Origin of the sequence: Paracraurococcus lichenis, from assembly GCF_030657435.1 — a bacterium.
Lineage (GTDB): Bacteria > Pseudomonadota > Alphaproteobacteria > Acetobacterales > Acetobacteraceae > Paracraurococcus > Paracraurococcus lichenis.
In genome coordinates, this window is record NZ_JAUTWS010000030.1 from 24,453 (window position 1) to 43,393 (window position 18,941).

Sequence of the window (18,941 nt, forward strand, 5' to 3'; positions counted from 1 at the left end):
TTGCTGGGCATGATCGTCCGATGCGGGGACGGGGGCGTCAATCCGCGTTGCGGGGCGGCCGGGCCCGGGCCAGCATGGCAATGACAGCCGAGGATCCCGCCTTGCCCGCCCTGCCCCGTCCCGCCCGCCTGCTCGCCGCGGCCGCGCTCTCCGCCCTGCTGGCCCTGCCCGCCGCCGCGGAGACCACGCTGAAGGTCGTGCTCATCAACGACCTGACCAGCCTCGATCCCGTGCAGTCCACCGCCGCCTTCGTGCGGAACCACGGCTTCATGGTCTACGACCAGCTCTTCGCGCTGGACAGCAAGGGGGAGGCGCAGCCGCAGATGGTGGAGCGCTTCGAGCGCTCCGCGGACGGCATGGCCTGGCGCTTCACCCTGCGCGACGGCCTCGCCTTCCATGACGGCGCGCCGGTGCGGGCCGCGGATGCGGTCGCCTCCATCCGACGCTGGGCGCAGCGGGACGTGGTGGGCCGGGCGCTGGCGGCGGCGACCGCGAGCCTCGAGGTGGTGGACGAGAAGACCTTCAGCCTCACCCTCGCCCGCCCCTTCGCCCTGGTGACGGAGGCGCTGGCCCGCCCGACCGCGAGCGCCCTTTTCGTGATGCCGGAGCGGCTGGCGCAGACGCCGGCGACGACCGCGGTGACGGACGCCACCGGCTCCGGCCCCTTCATCTTCCGCGCCGCCGAATGGCGCGCCGGCGACCGCGCGGTCTATCTGCGGAACCCCGCCTACCGGCCGCGGCCGGAGGCACCGGACGGTCTCGCCGGGGGCAAGGTGGTGAAGATCGACCGCCTGGAATGGCTGGCCATGCCGGATGCCGCGACCGCCGGCGCGGCGCTGCAGAACGGCGAGGTGGACTTCATCGAGCAGCCCTCGCCCGACCTGGTGCCGGTGCTGGAGAGGAACCGCGGCATCCGTCTCTTCGCGCTCAACCCCACCGGCTTCATGGTCTGGCTGCGGCCCAACCACGCCATCCCGCCCTTCGACAACCCGAAGGCGCGGCAGGCGCTGCTGCACATGGTGAACCAGCAGGAGAACCTGCAGGCCGCCGGCATCCGGCCGAGCGAGCAGGTGCCCTGGTGCCCCGCCTATTTCCTCTGCGGCACGCCGCTCGAGAGCCAGGCCAGCGCCGAGGGGCTGCGGGAGGCCGACCCGGCGAAGGCGCGCGCCCTGCTGCGGGAGGCCGGCTATGACGGCCGCAAGGTGGTCTTTCTCAACGCGACGGACAGCCCGATCAACAACGCGGTCACGCTGACCATGGCGCAGGCGATGCAGCGCGGCGGCCTCGCCATGGATGTCCCCGCGATGGACTGGGCGACGGTGACCCAGCGCCGCAACAAGCGCGAGCCCGTCGAGCAGGGCGGCTGGAACCTCTTCGTCACCGTCGCCAATGTGCTCGACGCACAGAACCCGCTGACCAACCTCTACCTCGCCAGCCCCTGCCAGGGCGGCCTCGCCGGCTGGCCCTGCGACGAGGAGCTGGAGCGGCTGCGCCGGAGCTGGTGGGAGGAGCCGGACACGGCGAAGCGGAAGCAGATCCTGGATGCGGTGCAGGCCCGCGCCTACCAGGTGCTGCCCTATATCAATGCCGGGCAGTTCCGCACGCTCGCCGCGCACCGCACCAACATCGAGGGGCTGCGGCCGACGACGATCCCGGTCTTCTGGGGCGTCGAGAAGAAATAGGCCCGGGCGCGTCGCCCGGGCCCGACCCGCTCAGCCCGCGTAGACCGCGTGTTCGAAGCGCTCGAAGGTGTCGAGCACCTTCGGGTCGCCGAAGGGAAGCTGCTGCGTCGCGATGACGCCGGCCCGGTCGCGCTGCGGGTCGATCCAGTAATAGGTATTGGCGAGGCCGGCCCAGGCCAGGCTGCCCGCGGCGCGGCCGCCCGGCACCGCCTCCTCGTTGATCAGGAAGGACAGGCCCCAGCCCTTCCGCATGCCCGGGAAGAGCTCGACATCGTGCGAGGATCCCGGCAGCGCCGTCTTCATCGGCGTGACGGAGAGCGGGCCGATCTGGTCGCGCATGGCCTCCGTCGCCATCGCCTCGGAGAGGATGCGCGCGCCGTCCAGCGTGCCGCGGTTCAGCCACATGCGGCAGAAGCGGAGATAGTCGCGCACCGTGCCGTAGAGCCCGCCGCCGCCCATGTGGAATTCCGGATCCTGCGGGATCTCGAACTCGATCGGCGCCAGCGCGCCATCCTCGCCGCGGGCATGCATGGCCGAGAGCCGCGCGCGCTGCGCCTCGCCGAGGCGGAAGCCGGTGTCGCGCATGCCGAGCGGGCCGAGGACATCCTCGCGCAGGACATCGGCCAGCGGCTTGCCGGTGACCTTCTCCACGGCGAGGCCGGCCCAGTCGATGCCGATGCCGTATTCCCAGCGCTCGCCCGGATCGGCGACGAGCGGCGTCCGCAGCGCGGCGCGCTGGCAGGTGATGATGCCGGGAATGCCCTGCGCCGCCATGACGGCGCCAATCCCGGGATTCCAGATGTCGTAGGAGAATCCGCTGGTATGCGTCAGCAGGTGGCGCAGCGTGATCGGCCTGCGGGCCGGGCGGACCATCGCCTCCCCGCCTTCCGGGGCGAAGCCGACGAGCACCTCGGGATGCGCAAGCTCCGGCAGCACCTCGGCGATGGGGTTGTCCAGCGTCAGGCGCCCCTTCTCCACCTGCTGCAGCGCCGCGGTGGCGGTGATCGCCTTGGTCATGGAGGCGATCCAGACCACGGTGTCCGGCGCCATGGGCTGGCCGGGCGCCCGCTCGCCGGCCGCGGCCTCGACCAGCGTGCCCCGGCTGTCGCCGGCCGCGACCGCGATGCCGCGCGCGACGCCGCTTGCCACCGCGTCGCGCAAGAGGGTCTCGATGCTCGTCTTCGCGCTCATTGCCGTCCTCCCTTTCCTACCCGTACCGGCGGGATCGGCCCGGATGCGCCGATCCCGCACGGCAATTCCGGAGGGTGCAGCAGCCTGCCTCACCTGGGCATCACGATATCGAAGCCATCTCCCGCAAGGGTCGGCGGCGACGGCCTTCACGACAGCCGGCGTTCCGCGGTCGGCGCGGCACGGCGGCCCTGGCGGGCGGGCGTCGCGGCTCTCCGGGGCGGAGGCGCGGGGTGGCAGGCGCGCCGCGGAGCTCCGCCGGCAGATCCACAATCATTGCAAAGAGAAGAATGCCTCCTGATGGCTTCGCCTGGAATTCCTGCTGAACGTTCCTGCGAGGCCACGGAGTGGATCCGCATGACCTCCATTGCGGAAACCGACACATCTCTTCCCTTGGCCCTTCTCAGTCTGGATCTTCGGTCGCCAGGCGCTGGATTTATTCCGTCACGTCTTCCAAGGAACTTGCAACGACTGGCGCCCGCTGTGAAAAACGGTGGCGCCCGAACATCTTCCCGTTTAATTGATATGTCGTGGCCAAGACATATGGATCCCTATTGAAATCGCAAAGGTTGCAGCCTTCGGCGGATATCGCGCCCCGCTTCCGATCCGCTACCCGGGCCCGTCCGGCCCGCCAATCCCCCGGTCGGCCCGGCAACCGCCTGCTCTCGACCTTCCCGCAGCGCGACCGCGCCCGGCTGGCGCCGCATCTGGACGCCGTGACGCTCACCCTCGGCGAGGTCCTCTTCGAGCCGGGCATCGTCCCCGGCCATGTCTATTTCCCGCATGCCGGGACCATGATCGCCCTCGCCCTGCCGCTGGCGGAGGGCGGCAGCGCCGAGATGGCGACCATCGGCGACGAGGGCGCGGCCGGGCTGGGCCTGGACGCGGCGGACCCGGAGCCCGACCCGCTGACCCGCGGGATCGTGCGGATCCCGGGGCCCGCCGACCGCATCGCCACCGCGCGGCTGGCGGATGCCGCGGCGGGCTCGCCCCTCCTCCGGCGCCTCCTGGCGCGCCACGCCGAGGCTTCCGTCGCCATGGCCCTGCACGCGGCCGCCTGCCACGGCCGGCACCCGCTGCCTGCCCGGCTGGCCACCTGGCTGCTGACCGCGCTCGACCGCGCCCCGCGCGGCGAGCCGGCCATCCCCCTGACGCAGGAGTTCCTCGCGGAGAGGCTGGGTATCCATCGCGCCACCCTGAGCCCGGCGCTGCTCTCCCTCCGGCGGGACCGCATGCTCCGCGTCCGGCGCGGGCGGGTGCTGGTGCTGGACCGCGCCGCGCTGGAGCACGCCGCCTGCGGCTGCCGCGCCGCGGTGCGCCGCCGCTTCGCCCGGCTGAGCGAGCATATCGGGCCCGGGACCGCGCCGTGAGGACCAGCGTGACAGCAGGCGCCCTGCCCGGGGCGCCGCGAGGGGGGGACGCCGCGCGCGTCCTGGCCTTCGGCCTCGCCTACCTCCTCGCGGCGCTGCTCGGGCATGCCCTCACCCTGCGGCCCGTCGCGGTGGCGAGCGTCTGGCCCGCCGCGGGCCTCTACCTGGCCGCGCTGCTGCTGGCCCCGCCGCGCCGCTGGCCCCCGCTGATCGGCGCCGCGGCGGCGGCGAACCTGGCCGCGGACGTGCTGGTGATGGGGCGTCCGCCGCTCCTGGTGCTCGGCTTCGTCCTGGCCAATGCCCTCGAGGTGCTGGCAGGCGCCGCCCTCCTCCGCCTGCTGCTGCGCGGCCGCAGGCCGCAGCCGGGCCTCCGGCTCCGCGACACGGTGGCGCTCGGCGCGGCTGCCCTGGCGGCGCCGGCCGTCGGCGGCGCGGTCGGCGCGGCCGCCGCCAATGCGCTCGCCGGCGCTCCCTTCGCCGCGGTCTGGCCCGTCTGGTGGGCCGCCGACGTCGTCGGCAACCTGGTCGTCGCGCCCCTCCTCCTCGCGGCCGCGCCCGCATGGCGCCGCCCCGGCAGGGCCGCGGCGGGCCCGCTCTGGTGGCTGGAGGCCGCCGCGGCCCATGCCGCCGTGCTCGGCGCCGCCGCGGCGGTCTTCTGGCTGGCCACGCCCATGGTCCCGCTGCCCTTCCTGACCATGCCGCCGCTGCTCTGGGCGGCGCTCCGCCTCGGCCCGCTCGCCACCGCCTCGGCCTCCGCGCTCCTGGCGCTCTGCGCGGTCGGCGCCGTCGCGGCCGGGTTCGGCCCCTTCGACCACGGCAGCCTCGCCCCGTCCGGGCAGGCCGTCCTGCTCCAGCTCTTCATCGCGGTCGCCACCGCGACCGCGCAGCTCCTCGCGGCGGCAACGGCCGAACGCCGCACCGCGCTGTCCCGCCTCACCGCCGCGAATGCCAGGCTGGAGGCCGCGGTCGCCGCCCGCACGGCGGAACTCGCCGCCTCCGAGGCGCAAATGCGCCTGCTGGTCGAGGGCGTCGAGGACGTCTTCTGGATGTGCGAGCCCGAGACGGGCCGCAGCCTCTATATCGGCCCGGCCTTCGCCCGCATCTTCGGCCGCCCCCTGCCGGCGGTGCCGGGCCCCAACGCCGCCTGGATCGAGGCCATCCACCCGGAGGACCGGGAGCGCGCCGTCGCCACCTTCCGCGCCCGGGCGCTGACGACCGGCTACGACCTGGAATACCGGATCCGGCGCCCGGACGGCGAGCTGCGCTGGCTGCGCGAGCGCGGCTGGCCGGTGCCGACGCCCGCGGGCGCGCCGCGCCGGGCCGCGGGGCTCACCTCCGACATCACCGAGCGCCGCCGCGCGGCCGAGGCGCTGGCCGACAGCGAAGCGGTCCTGCGCCTGTCGCAGGAGCAGGCGAGGATCGCCAGCTTCAGCCTCGACCTCCGGTCCGGGATGCTGCGCTGCGCGCCGGGGGCCATGCAGGTCTTCGGCTTCGCACCGGACCGGGATGGCATGACACTGGAGGAGTGGCATTCCACCATCCATCCCGAGGATGCCGGGCGGATCGCGCGGCAGCGCGCCGAGGCCCTCGACCGCCGCGATCCGGGCGCCCATTTCGAGTACCGCGTCGTCCGGCCCGATACCGACGCCGTCCTCGATGTCGAGATGCGGGCGCGCTGCGAATACGCCGCGGACGGCACGCCGCTCCGCGTGCTCGGCGTGGCGATCGACGTGACGGACTGGAAGCGGGCCGAGGCGGCGCTCGCCGCGAGCGAGGCGCGCCTGCGGGACCTGCTGGCGACCCTCGACCTCGGGGCCGCCATGGCGCGGGACATGGACGGCACCATCCGCCACTGGTCCAAGGGCTGCGAGCGCCTCTATGGCTGGACGGCGGCGGAGGCGGTCGGCCGGATCTCGCATGACCTGCTGCGGACCGTCTTCCCCGTGACGCGGGGGGAGATCGAGGCGGCGCTCAGGCGAGACGGCGAATGGGCGGGCGACCTCCGGCACCGCAGGCGCGACGGGCGCGAGGTGGTCGTGGCGGCGCGCAAGGTGCTGCGGCAGGAGAAGGAAGGCGGCCCTGGTTCCGTGCTGGAGGTCCTGGAGGACGTCACGGCGCAGCGCCGGGCCGAGGCGGCGCTGGCCGCGAGCGAGGCAAGGCTGCGGCTCGCCGTCGAGGGCACCGGCCTCGCCACCTGGGACGTCGACCTGGCCTCCGGCGAGGCGGTCTGGTCGCCCAACCACTTCGGGATGTTCGGCTACGCGCCCGAGCCCTCCGGCCGTGCCACCTATGCCATGTGGTGCGACCGCATCCACCCCGAGGACTGGCCCGCCATCGAGGCCGCGAACCGGGCAGCCATGCGCGGCGCGACGCCGTTCCGGTTGGCCTATCGCATCCGCCGCCGCGACGACGGCGCCGAGCGCTGGATCGAGACCAGCGGCCGCTTCCTCGACCACGGCCCGGACGGTGCGCCGCGCCGCGTCATCGGCGTGAACCTCGACGCCACCGAGCGGCGCGAGGCCGAGGCGGCGCTCGCCGGGAGCGAGGCGCGGCTGCGCTCCGTCGTGGAGACCGCGGCCGACGGCATCCTGGTCGCCGATGCCGCCGGGGGCGTCGTCCTGGCCAACCGCGCCGCGCTGCGCATCTTCGGCTATGACGACGACCCCGACGGGCTGCTCGGCCGCGACCTCGAACGGCTGATGCCCGAAGCCGAGGCGGCGCGGCACGGCGGCTACCTCGCCGCCCACCGCGCGACCGGGCAGGCGCGCGCGATCGGCGTGCCCGGCCGCACCCTGATGGGGCGACGGCGCGACGGCAGCGAATTCCCGATCGACCTCTCGGTCGGCTCCTTCGAGGTCGGCGGCGAGCGCTTCTTCACCGGCGTGGTGCGCGATGTCAGCCAGCGCGTGACCGCCGAGGCCGCCCTGCGGGAGAGCGAGGCCCTGCTGCGGCTTGCGCAGGAGGCGGCCGGGGTCGGCATCTTCGAATGCGACCTGGCCACCGGACGGACGGAGTGGTCGGCGACGATGTTCCGCCTCTACGGCCTGGATCCCGCCGGGCCCGCGCCGGGGATGGCGCCGGGCGGGGGGCACACCGCCCTGGTCCACCCCGGGGACCGCGGCTGGCTCGGCGAGCGCCGCGCGGCCATGGTCGCGGACCCGGCGGCGGACCTCTTCGAGCACGAGTTCCGCATCCTCCGCGCCGAGACCGGGGAGGAACGCTGGATCGCCGCCCGCGGCGAGTTCGTGCGCGACGCGGCCGGGCGCGCGCGGCTGGTGCGCGGCGGCCAGCGCGACATCACCGACCGCCGCGCGACGGAGGCGGCGCTGGCCGCGAGCGAGGCGCGCTTCCGCGCCCTGGCCGAGGCGATCCCCTCGCTGCTCTTCGAGACCGATGCCGAGGGTGGCGCGATCTACCTGAACCCGCGCTTCACCGAGTATACGGGCCTGCCGCAGGATGCCCTGACGGGCGACGGCTGGCTCCGGATCCTGCATCCCGAGGACCGGGCGCGCACCGCCGAGGCCTGGACGGCCGCCATCCGCAGCGGCGGCAGCTACGATATCGAATACCGCCTGCGCCGCCACGACGGCGCCTTCCGCTGGTTCCTCGGCCGTGCCGTGCCGGTGCGCGACGGCGGGGGCGGCATCGCCCGCTGGGTCGGCACCTGCACCGATATCGAGGACCGCCGGCAGGCCGAGGCGGCGCTGCGCGAGAGCGAGGCGCGGCTGCGGATCGAGGCCGAGCGCGTCGACCTCGCCCTCCGCGCCGGCGCCATCCTCGGCACCTGGGACTGGGACCTGCCGAGCGACCGCTTCACCGTCGACGAGCGCTTCGCCGAGAGCTTCGGCATCGACCCGGCCCTCGGCCGCACGGGGCTGGCGCTCGAGCAGGTCATCGCCACGGTGCATCCGGACGACCTCGCGGGTCTCCGGGCGGCGATCGCCGAGGTGATCGGACGCGGCGGCGCCTATAGCCACGAGTACCGCGTGCGCGGGCGCGACGGGATCTACCGCTGGATCGAGGCCAATGGCCGCGTCGACCACGCGCCCGACGGCACGCCGCTGCGCTTCCCGGGCGTGCTGCTCGATGCCGGGCAGCGCCGCGCGGCGGAGGAGCGGCTGCGGGAGAACGAGGTCCGGCTGCGCCTCGCCCTCGAGGCGGGCGGCATGGGCTACTGGTCCTGGGATCTCGCCACCGATCGGCTGGAATGGGACGCGCGGCAATTCGCGCTCTTCGGCCTCGACCCGACGCGCGGGCAGCCGAGCGGCGAGGAGGCGCTCTCGACCGTCCACCCGGACGACCTGCCGGGCCTGACGGCCGCCATCGAGAGCGCGCTGGCCGCGGGCGACGGCGTCTTCAGCCACGAGTTCCGCGTCGTGCACCGGGGCGGGGTGCGCTGGCTCGCGGGCCATGGCCATGCGGTGCCGGGCCCGGATGGCCGCGCCACCCGCATGGTGGGCCTGAACTTCGACGTCACCGCCCGGCGCGAGGCGGAGGCGGTGCTGGCGCGCGAGGCCGAGCAACTCGACCGCCTCGCCGAGGAGCGTGGCCGGGCCCTGGCCGAGAGCCAGGCCCGGCTGGCGCATGCCTCCAAGATGGAGGCGCTGGGAAGGCTCGCCGGCGGCATCGCGCACGACTTCAACAACGTCCTCCAGGCCGTCCAGGGCGGCATCACCCTCGCCAGCAAGCGCCTGCACAGCGACCCGGCCGCGGTGCAGCGCTATCTCGGGCTGGCGGGCGAGGCGGCCGGACGCGGCGCGGCGGTGACGGGCCGGCTGCTCTCCTTCGCCCGCCGCAGCGAATTGCGGGCCGAGCCGCTCGCCCCCGGACCGCTCCTGGCCGGCATGGCCGAGTTCCTGCGGCCGGCGATCGGCCCGAACATCGCCATCCGGGTGGAGGCGGCGGCCGGCCTGCCGCCGATGCTCGCCGACCGCAGCCAGTTGGAGGCGGTGCTGGCGAATCTCGCCAACAATGCCCGCGATGCCATGCCCGGCGGCGGCACGCTGACCCTCGCGGCGAAGGCGGTGGCCGTGCCGAGGAAGGCCGGCTCCCCCTCCGGCCTCGCCGCCGGCGTCTATGTCCAGATCCTGGTGGCCGACGAGGGCGAGGGCATGCCGCCCGAGGTGCTGGCCCGCGTCAGCGAGCCGTTCTTCACGACCAAGCCGGAGGGCAAGGGCACGGGGCTGGGCCTGGCCATGGCGCGCGGCTTCGCGGAGCAGTCCGGCGGCGGCCTGTCCATCGACAGCGCGCCCGGGCGCGGCACCACCGTCTCGATCTGGCTGCCGCGGGTGCAGGAGGAGGTCCCGCCGCAATACGAGATCCCGGACCTGCCTGCGGCAAACCTCGCCGGACTGCCGCCGGGCGCCGCGACGCTGCTGCTGGTCGAGGACAAGCCGGAGGTGCGGGCGGTGCTCGCGGCGCAGTTCGAGGACCATGGCTATGCGGTGCGGCAGGCCGAGGACGCCGCCGCGGCGCTGGCGATGCTGCGGCACGGGCTGCGGCCCGATGCGCTGATCACCGACCTGACGATGCCCGGCACGCAGGACGGCCTCGACCTCGTGGTCGGCGCCCGCAGCCTGCTGCCGCGTCTGCCCGCGGTGCTGGTGACCGGCCATGCCGGCGACGCGATGCCCGGCCGCTTCGAGGAGGCCGAGCGGAGCGGGCCCTTCGCCCTGGTGCGCAAGCCGGCCTCGCCCGAGGCGCTGCTCGACCGCCTCGCGCGCGTCCTGCGGCAGAGCGGCGTGGTCGGCCGGGCGGCGCGGTGAGCGCTGCGAGCGGGGCCGGCTGCCGGACCCGCCGGCAGCCGGCCCCGAACCGTCCCGTCAGCCCGTCAGTGCGGCTGGCCGCGCTTGTGCGCCACCAGCGCCATCAGCCGCCGGTCGCGCCAGGCGCTGCGCTCCTCGATCCTCTCCACCGGCAGGGCGGCGCGCCGCTCCGCCGTCACGCGCCCGACCGTCGGCGCGTCGTAGTCATAGGGCGTCTGCTCCTCGGTGATCCCGCCCATCAGCGGGCCGAAGCGGCCGACATAGTCCTCGACGCCGCCCGGCGCGTTCAGGTCGATGGTCTCGAAAGGCCCCATGAAGGACCAGCGCAGGCCGAGGCCGTCCTTCACGCAGGCATCCACGTCCTCGGCGCTCATCACCCCGTCGCGGACCATGCGGAAGGCCTCGGCGACCAGCGCCGCCTGCAGGCGGTTGAGGACGAAGCCGCGCGTCTCCTTGAAGGCGGTCACCGGCACCTGGCCGACGCGCTCCATCAGGGCGCGGGTGCGGGCCACCACCGCCGGGTCGGTCCAGGGGGCGCCGACCAGCTCGACCAGCGGCACCAGATAGGGCGGGTTCACCGGGTGCGCGACCAGGCAGCGGCCACGTCCCGCGAGGTTGCCCGTGAACTCGCTGGCGGGGATGCCGGAGGTCGAGCTGGCCAGCACCACCTCGGCCGGGCAGAGCCGGTCGAGCTCGGCGAAGAGCTCGCGCTTCGGCTCGACCCGCTCCGGCCCGTTCTCCTGCACATGGACGACGCCGGCGACGCAGTCCGCCAGCGTGGCGGCCGGGGTGATGCGGGCGAGGATCGTCTCCGGCGCCTCCTGCACCAGCCCGGCGGCGCGGAGATCGGCGAGGCTCCCGCCGATCAGCCCCATGGCGCGGTCGGCGACGCCGTCCACCTTGTCCCAGAGCGAGACGGCGAGCCCCGCCCGCGCGAAGACCATCGACCAGGCCCGGCCGATCAGGCCCGCGCCCACCACGGCGATCCTGTCCATAGGCATCCTCCCATGCATCCTGCCCTCGCCCATAGCGCGCGGCGCGGCGGGCAGACACCCCCAGTCCGGCGCCAGGGGGCGAAGGGCCTCCCCGCATCGTCACGCAAGGTTTCGCGGCCGGCGCTTGATCGCCGGACCGTGCGGGGCGATCTCTGCGCCACCATGGACCGGCCCGTCGCCACCACGCCGCCCCCGCCGCCGCTGCACACCCCCCTGGTCTGGGCCTGGGGCGGGCTGCTGCTGACCGTGACGACCTGGCTCACCGGCGTCATCGCGCTCTTCCACAGCCTGGCCAGCCTGTTCGACTGATGTTCCAGGACCTGCTTGACGGTTGGATCGGGCTGCGCGCCCGCTGGCGCGGCTACGGATTGCCGATCTTCGCCTCCCCGCTGGTGCTTGCCGGCCTGATCGCCGCCATCGGCGGCGACGAGCAGATCGTGCTCGGCGCGGCCCTCGGCTTCGGCGCCAGCCTGCTGGCGGCGCGGCGGCTGCGGCGCGGCCGCACCGGCGACGCCAACCGCGCCGCCTGGCTGATGGCGGTCGGCACCGGGCTCGCCGCGCATTTCGCGGCCGATCTCGGCACCATCTTCCCCTTCGTCATGGCGGGCGGCGCCCTGCTCGGCACGCGGCTGATGTACCAGGCCCTGCCCGAGGCCGCGCCGCCGCCCCCGCCCGAGCCGCCGCCGCCTCCCCCCGCCCCGCCCGGCCCGATCGAGGAGAGCCGTGCCCGCCTCGCCCGCATCGAATCCGCGGCGCAGCGCCTGGCCGATCCGCGGCTGCGCGGCGTCGCGCAGGCGATGGAGGGCGTGCTGGACGACCTGACGGCGCGGCCGGACCGGCTGCCCATGGCGCGGCGCTTCCTCACCGTCCAGCTCGACGGCGTGGAGCGCATCGTCCAGCGGCTGGAGGCCGGCGCGGCCCCGCCCGCGGCGCTGCCGCCGCTGCTGGAGGAGCTGACCCGCACGGCCACCGAGCTGCGCAGCCGCATTGCGCGCGAGGAGACCGAGGCGCTGGAGATCCAGGTGAAGGTCCTGTCGGACCGCTTGCGCGAGGAAGGCTACCGATGAGCGGCACCGCCACCACGGGCACCCGTCTGCCCAGCATCACGCCCGAGGCCCTGCAGGCGGCGCTGGAGAGGGTGCCGGAGGGCCGCGAGACGGCGGTCGCCGAGCTGGCCTCGCGGATCGACATCGCCGATCCCGGCAGCATCCTGCGCTTCGGCCAGGATGCGCAGAACCGCGCGACGGTCGCGGCGGATGCGATGCTGGAGGGCGCGCGGAACCGCGAGGCCGGCGAGGCCGGCGTCACCCTCTCGACGCTGCTCGGCACGCTGCGCGGCTTCGACATGCGCGGCCTCGCCGAGAAGCCCGGCTTCTTCGCGCGCCTCTTCAACAAGGCCGGCGCCGAGACGGCGAAGGTCGTCCAGCGCTACGAGACCATCAAGGGCCAGGTCGAGGAGGTGGGCGACCGGCTCGACGCGCACCGCACCAAGCTGCTCGAGGATGTCGAGAAGCTCGAGCGGCTCTACCGCGCGACGCTCGAGTGGTTCCATGCCCTCGGCGACCACATCGCCGCCGGCGAGACGGTGCTGGCGCGGGTCGACCAGCAGGCCATCCCCGCCATGGCGCAGGAGGTCGAGGGCGGCGACAGCGTCGCGGCGCAGCGCCTGCGCGACCTGCGCAGCGCGCGCGACGAGCTGGAGCGGCGGGTGCACGACCTGCGCCTGACGCGGCAGGTGGCGATGCAGGCCCTGCCCTCCATCCGCCTGATCCAGGAGAACGACAAGGCGCTCGCGGCGAAGATCCAGAGCGTCATCGCCAATACCGTGCCGCTCTGGCGCCAGCAGCTCGCCCAGGCGCTCGCCATCCAGACCATGCGCGAGGCCGGGCGGTCGCTGAAGGAGGCGACCGACCTGACCAACGAGCTGCTGGTCGGCAATGCCGAGCGGCTGCGCCAGGGCAATGCCGAGGCGCGGGTGCAGCTCGAGCGCGGGGTCTTCGACATCGAGGCGGTCAAGCGCGCCAATGCCTCGCTGGTCGCCACCATCGAGGATTCCCTCCGCATTGCCCAGGACGCCCAGGCGCAGCGGGCGAATGCGACGAAGGAGCTGGAGAAGGCCGAGGGCGAGATCCGCCGCGCCCTGCTGGCCACGCGGGCGGCGGGCGGGACGCGACCGGCGGCCTGAGGCGCGCCGATGACCGCAGGGCCGGAGGGGTCCCCACGAAGCAGCGCTTCGTGGGGTGCCCCGGATGGCACGGAGGTCTGAATCGGCCCGCCAACACATAAGGGCCGCGTGGCGCCGGGCCCGCGGGCGATGCGCCCGAGCCCGCCGGGCCGGCGAAGGCCCGCTTGCCTGCCCGGCGGGATTGCCGCGCGGCCCGGCATGGCCGAGCCTGACGCCGCGACGGACTCGGGACGAGGCCGCTGCCGACCCTCTGCCGGACCTGCCTGATGCGCCGCCGCTCCATCCTCTCCGCCCTGGTCGCCACGCCGGCCCTCGCGCAAGCCTGGCCCGCCGGCCCGATCCGCATTATCGCCCCCTTCCCGCCCGGCGGCAGCGTCGACACCATCGCCCGGCTGCTCGCGCCCTCGCTGCAGGCGACGCTCGGCGTGCCGGTGGTGATCGAGAACCGCTCGGGCGCCGCCGGCGCGCTCGGCACCGCCGCCGCGGCGCGGGCCCTGCCGGACGGCCAGACCTGGGTGCTGGTCTTCGACAGCCACGCCACGGTCAATGCGCTGAACCCGCAGGCCGGCTTCGATGCGCGGCGCGACTTCACGCCTGTCATGCTGGTGGCGACGGCGCCGATGCTGCTGACCACCCCGGCCGGGCGGCCCTGGCAGAGCCTGCAGGAGGTCGCCGCGGCGGCGCGGGCGCGGCCCGAGACGATCACCTACGGCACGGTCGGCAATGGCAGCCTGGCGCATCTGACCATGGAGGTCTGGCAGCAGACGGCCGGGCTACGGCTTACGCATGTCCCCTATCGCGGCGGCGGGCCGCTGGCGAGCGCGGCCGTGGCCGGGGAGGTCGACCTCGCCATCGCCTCGCCGGCCGGGCTGGGCGGCCAGGTCGGCACGCGGCTGCGGGCGCTGGCGCAGAGCGGGGCGACGCGGTCGCGGATCCAGCCCGACGTGCCGACCTTCGCCGAGGCCGGCTTCCCCGGCGTCGCGGCCGAGGCCTTCTGGGGCATGCTGGGCCCGGCGGGCGTGCCGGCCCCGGTCGTCGCCCGCTTTCACGCGGCCCTCGCGAGCGCGCTGGCCGATCCGGCGACGCGCCGGCGGCTGGAGGAAGGCCAGGGGGTCGATGTCCTCGCCTCCTCCCCCGAGGAATTCGCCGGCTTCCTGGAGCGGCAGTCGGAGACCTGGGGCCGGGTGGTGCGCGAGCGGGGCATCAAGGCCGAATAGCGCCGGCTGCCACCGCGCGCCTTCGGGCATCGCTCAGCAAACCCCTCGGGGTTTGCGCCGCAACAAATCCTCAGCAGGCTTTCGCTTCAAGGAGTTGGGCCGCACGAAGTATGGCCCAACCCGCGAAAGCCTGCTGAGGCCGGCCGCGGCGAATTTCCCGCCGAGAGCGATGTATCAAAATTTTCTTCCACGAATGGTTGCTAAGTTAGATAGTCTTTCGGTAGCAGGCGTCGCCCGCTCCGCAACCGGGCGGCTGGCAGGGCGACACCGACATATTTGAGACGGGCACCCATGACGAACCAGCCGATTCCTGTCCATCCCGCACTGCACATGATGCCCGGCCACGGACCCGGGCCGGCGACGAGGAGCCTGGATCGATTCCTGGCCTGCCTCGAGGCGGCCTATCCCGGCACCGCCACCCGGAGGCTGGAGGGCGCGCGCTGGGGCAGGCTGCTGCTCCCGCCCGGCCCGGTCGGCCTGCCGAAGGCCCCGGATGCCGTCCGGATCGTGCTCCTCGGCAGCTTCTGGATCGGCCGCGCCGCCCTGCAGGCGGTGCTGGCCTATCTCCACCGCTATCCCGGGCGCGTGGACCTCGTCGCGGTGGTGACCGACGACCCGCTCAGCCCCGAGGCGCGGATCAGCCTCCGCAAGCGCGCCTGGGCGCTGATGACGGAAGGCGAGCGGCTGGAGATGAAGCTGGCGCTGGTCGGCAGCGCCTTCGACATCGGCTGCCCCGTCTATACCGGCGAGATCAAGACGCCGGGCTTCCGGCGGATGCTCGCCGCCTGGCGGCCGCATGCCATCGTCACCTGCGGCTTCGGCCAGGTGCTCGACACCGCCATCCTGCAGAGCGTGCCGGCGGGCGCCTACAACTGCCACCCCTCCGACCTGGCGCGGGGGCTCGGCGCCGGGCCCTCCCCCTGGGCGGACCTGGCGGCACGGAACGGCACCGAGGAGATCTGGACCCTGCACCGGATGACCGAGGTCGTGGATGGCGGCCCGGTGGTCGGGCAGACGGCGCCGGTCAACCTGGCCGACCCGCAGGGGCGGCCGGTCGCCGAGCCGATGGTCTTCTTCGACCGCATGCTGCTGCCGGTCGGCTGGATGGTGCTGCGGCTGCTCGACAGCCTGGCCCAGCGCCATGCCGCCGGCCTGACCGGGCCGCTGCGCTCGCTCGACCTCGTGGCCGGCATGCCCGATGCGCTGCACGCCGCGCTGCGGGAGCCGGTCCGGGCGGTCCACGCCGCGCCGCCGATCCCGACGCCGGGAGAGGCCGAGTTTGGCGCCCTGCCGGAGGCCACCGCGCGCCACCCCGGGCTCGACGCCGAAACTCTGCTTGCGCCCGTGATGGCACCCCCGGACGGGGCGGTTTACCCCGATGGTCGGGACCTCTCCGAAACCTGAACGTGACGGATAAGATTGCGCTTGCGGTTCCCGCTTGGCCGGCAGGTGAATGCGTGCGCCGAATGATTCTGAAAGGACCAATCCCATGGGCCTAGGCAGAATTCCCAAGTACACCTTCTCCAATCCATCCTCCGGCACACCAAGAGAGGTCAAAGAATGGAATAAGCGTCTGGAATCGACAAAACATATACTGAATCATCTTGAATATTATTATTCAGAGGAGTGGGAAGTATTTGGTTATGTTGTAGGCGGAGTTCCGATCGGAATTCTTGCGATGGAGAACATCGAGCCGAACGAAGGGTTCGGCATCAAAGAGAATTGCACGATGATACATTATCTCGTGACCCATCCCGGCTCCAGCGCGGCAGGTGCGATACTTGTCGAGTTTGCTGTGAACTACTCCGAGCGGAGCGGCTTGAACGGGGCAGTGGCGCTTCATTCCCTCGATGGGGAAGCGACGCGTTTCTATAGAAGTCTCGGATTTATCGAAATCAAGAAAGGACTGACTGAAGATGATCCGGTCATGCAACTGAACCCATTCAAAAGTGCCGAATGGGTCAAACAGGACAAGAACGTCTGGAGATTGAAGCGGTATGTGGGACAGGAATCGTATATGGGATCAAGAAGAGAGATGGACGCTTATCGTTGGCAAACCAAGCCACCGATCTTTCGAATAAAGAACGATTTTGCTTCAAGAGAAATGCTGAAAAACCTTGAAGGATGGGAGTTGTAGGAAGGGCGCGATCGCCGTGGCCGCGGCCCCGGTCCGCTCAGAAGCTGTACGGGAAATGACCGCGGCTCCTGTGCCGACTCCGGCACATAGGACGGAAGGCCGGCCCCGCCGCACCCCTACGGACGATGTTGCGCGCCCCAACAATCCCGTCAATTTGAGGTATTTTATCGTCAGACATCAAATGAAATCTCTAAATAATACTACCCTTATTTATTTATGATAAATTGGAAAATATTGTGTTTTGATCTTGTTTTATTTTTGTTCTAACCTCTCTTTTCCTGAAATCCACATCCATGTGTCGTCAGGACCCAGCCAAGAATCTGTCCGCGTCTGCAGTCCACTTTCGCCATGTCATCAACAAGCCAGGCACCGTTTCCAGAACGGAGCAAAAGATTCAAATATGGCAAAAAAGAAGACGAACTTCGTGATACTCTCAAGGGCCCGAGAGACGATTTCCGCAGAATTCCTGGGCGACACTCCCTGACGCCGCCCTCCCGTCGATGCGGTCCGCGCCGCGGCGCCCCGGACGGGCGGGATGGATGAGGGTGGACCGGGCCTCCGGCCGCACTACCATGCCGACGACGACGGTGCCGCCCGGCGCGACCCCGACGGCAACAAACTCTGCCGCACCTGCCACCGCCCCGCCTGATCGGGGCGGGGCCGCGCGGCCGATGGCGGAGGACACGCGTGACCGACACACAGAAGGGCCTCTCCCGCAACGTCGCCAATTACGGCGACCGCGACTTCGCCCTCTATCTCCGCCGCAGCTTCGCTGCCTCCATGGGCTATTCGCGGAAGGCGCTGCAGAAGCCGGTGGTCGGCATCGCCGACACCGCCAGCGACTACAACAACTGCCACCGCTCGGTGCCCGAGCTGAAGGAGGCGGTGAAGCGCGGCGTGCTGGCCGCCGGCGCGCTGCCCCTCGCCTTCCCCACCGTCAGCCTCTGCGAGCCCTCGCTGACGCCGACCTCCATGCACTACCGCAACTTGATGGCGCTGGACACCGAGGCGATGCTCAGCGCCCAGCCCATGGACGCGGCGGTGCTGATCGGCGGCTGCGACAAGACCGTGCCCGCCCAGCTCATGGCCGCCGCCAGCGCCGATGTGCCGAGCGTCATGCTCGTCACCGGCCCGATGCTCGCCCAGCGCTTCGAGGGCGAGCGGCTCGCCGCCTGCACCGATTGCCGCCGCTACTGGGCGCGCTACCGCGCCGGCGATGTCAGCGAGCAGCGGATCGGCGAGATCGAAGGCAAGCTCGCCACGACCTCCGGGACCTGCGGCGTCATGGGCACCGCCTCCACCATGGCCTGCCTCGCGGCGACGCTCGGCTTCATGCCGCTGATGGCGGCCTCCGCCCCGGCGGTGCATTCCGACCGGCTGCGCATGGCGGAGGAGGCCGGGGAACTCGCCGTCCGCCTCATCACCCATCCCGTGAAGCCGAGCCAGCTCATCACGGAGAAGTCGGTCGAGAACGCGCTGCGGGTCCTGCTCTCGCTCGGCGGCTCGACCAATGCGCTGGTGCACCTGACGGCCATCGCCGGCCGCGCCGGCGTCAAGGTGGACCTCCGCCGGCTCGATGCGCTGTCGGAGGAGACACCCGTCCTCGTGGACCTCAAGCCCACCGGCGAGGGCTACATGGAGGACTTCCACGCCGCCGGCGGCATGGTGGCGCTGCTGCGGGAGTTGCGCGACCTGCTGCACCTCGACACCATCGACCTCTATGGCCGGACGCTGGCCGAGCAGATCGATGCCGGCACGCCCTTCGTCGACCGCGCCATCATCCGCGCCCGCAACGCGCCCATCAGCCCGGTCGGCGGCCTCGTCTCGCTCTTCGGGTCGCTGGCGCCGGACGGCGCCATCCTCAAGCGCAGCGCCGCGACGCCGGCGCTGTTCGAGACGGAGGCGCGCTGCGTCGTCTTCGACGGGCTCGCGGACCTCGCCGACCGGATCGATGCCGAGGACCTCGACGTCACGCCGCAGGACATCCTGATCCTGAAGAATGTCGGCCCGCTGACGCCCGCCGGCATGCCGGAGGCCGGCTATCTCCCCATCCCGAAGAAGCTGGCCCGGGCCGGCGTGAAGGACATGGTGCGGATGAGCGATTGCCGCATGTCCGGCACCGCCTTCGGCACCATCGTCCTGCACATCACGCCGGAGGCCGCGGCCGGCGGGCCGCTCGGGCTGGTCGAGACCGGCGACCGGGTGCGGCTCTCGGTGAAGGAGCGGCGGCTCGACCTGCTGGTGGAGGAGGCCGAGCTTGCCCGCCGCCGCGCCGCCTGGGCCCCGCCGCCGCGCCCGCGCCGCGGCTGGGACCGGCTGGTCTACGACCAGGTGCTGCAGGCGACGGAGGGCGCGGACCTCGCCTTCCTGCGGCCCGACGGGGAGTAGCAGCGCGGCTGCGC

12 protein-coding genes are annotated in these 18,941 nt (G+C 72.7%); 10 read left to right on the top strand and 2 right to left on the bottom strand.

What is annotated here, in order from left to right; genetic code table 11:
• Positions 1–101: 101 nt before the first annotated feature.
• On the top strand, positions 102–1,682 hold the full coding sequence (locus Q7A36_RS24490) for an ABC transporter substrate-binding protein (protein WP_305106386.1): 1,581 nt from the start codon (positions 102–104) through the stop codon (positions 1,680–1,682).
• A 30-nt stretch (positions 1,683–1,712) separates the two neighbouring features.
• On the opposite strand, the gene Q7A36_RS24495 is transcribed toward Q7A36_RS24490, so the two are convergent.
• Positions 1,713–2,873, bottom strand: coding sequence for a serine hydrolase domain-containing protein (locus tag Q7A36_RS24495; RefSeq protein WP_305106387.1), 1,161 nt, complete (start codon positions 2,871–2,873; stop codon positions 1,713–1,715).
• A gap of 713 nt (positions 2,874–3,586) precedes the next feature.
• Between Q7A36_RS24495 and Q7A36_RS24500 the strand changes: the two genes are divergently transcribed.
• Positions 3,587–4,240: a Crp/Fnr family transcriptional regulator gene (locus Q7A36_RS24500; protein WP_305106388.1), complete on the top strand. Its 654-nt coding sequence runs from the start codon at positions 3,587–3,589 to the stop codon at positions 4,238–4,240.
• 8 nt (positions 4,241–4,248) lie between these two features.
• Entirely contained in the window at positions 4,249–10,005 is a 5,757-nt protein-coding gene (locus Q7A36_RS24505; protein WP_305106389.1) for a PAS domain-containing protein, read from the top strand.
• Between the two features lie 65 nt (positions 10,006–10,070).
• Here the strand turns inward: Q7A36_RS24505 and Q7A36_RS24510 are convergent, their stop codons facing one another.
• On the bottom strand, positions 10,071–11,000 hold the full coding sequence (locus Q7A36_RS24510) for a 3-hydroxyacyl-CoA dehydrogenase (protein WP_305106390.1): 930 nt from the start codon (positions 10,998–11,000) through the stop codon (positions 10,071–10,073).
• Positions 11,001–11,138: 138 nt separating this feature from the next.
• Here Q7A36_RS24510 and Q7A36_RS24515 point away from each other — a divergent pair, with 138 nt between their 5' ends.
• The 7 genes from Q7A36_RS24515 (at position 11,139) to Q7A36_RS24545 (ending at position 18,927) form a co-directional block, all read left to right on the top strand.
• The gene (locus tag Q7A36_RS24515; protein ID WP_305106391.1) at positions 11,139–11,309 is read left to right on the top strand and encodes a hypothetical protein; all 171 of its coding nucleotides are present in this window, start codon (positions 11,139–11,141) and stop codon (positions 11,307–11,309) included.
• A complete protein-coding gene (locus tag Q7A36_RS24520) occupies positions 11,309–12,067 on the top strand; it encodes a hypothetical protein (RefSeq protein WP_305106392.1) in 759 nt (252 codons plus the stop codon). Before Q7A36_RS24515 ends, Q7A36_RS24520 begins: the two co-directional genes overlap by 1 nt.
• Positions 12,064–13,185, top strand: coding sequence for a toxic anion resistance protein (locus Q7A36_RS24525; RefSeq protein ID WP_305106393.1), 1,122 nt, complete (start codon positions 12,064–12,066; stop codon positions 13,183–13,185). Before Q7A36_RS24520 ends, Q7A36_RS24525 begins: the two co-directional genes overlap by 4 nt.
• Positions 13,186–13,451: 266 nt before the next feature.
• Positions 13,452–14,402: a tripartite tricarboxylate transporter substrate-binding protein gene (locus Q7A36_RS24530; protein ID WP_305106394.1), complete on the top strand. Its 951-nt coding sequence runs from the start codon at positions 13,452–13,454 to the stop codon at positions 14,400–14,402.
• A 291-nt stretch (positions 14,403–14,693) separates the two neighbouring features.
• On the top strand, positions 14,694–15,806 hold the full coding sequence (locus Q7A36_RS24535; protein WP_305106395.1) for a formyltransferase family protein: 1,113 nt from the start codon (positions 14,694–14,696) through the stop codon (positions 15,804–15,806).
• An 85-nt stretch (positions 15,807–15,891) separates the two neighbouring features.
• The gene (locus tag Q7A36_RS24540; RefSeq protein ID WP_305106396.1) at positions 15,892–16,539 is read left to right on the top strand and encodes a GNAT family N-acetyltransferase; all 648 of its coding nucleotides are present in this window, start codon (positions 15,892–15,894) and stop codon (positions 16,537–16,539) included.
• Positions 16,540–17,226: 687 nt separating this feature from the next.
• The gene (locus Q7A36_RS24545; RefSeq protein WP_305106397.1) at positions 17,227–18,927 is read left to right on the top strand and encodes a dihydroxy-acid dehydratase; all 1,701 of its coding nucleotides are present in this window, start codon (positions 17,227–17,229) and stop codon (positions 18,925–18,927) included.
• Positions 18,928–18,941: the final 14 nt, after the last annotated feature.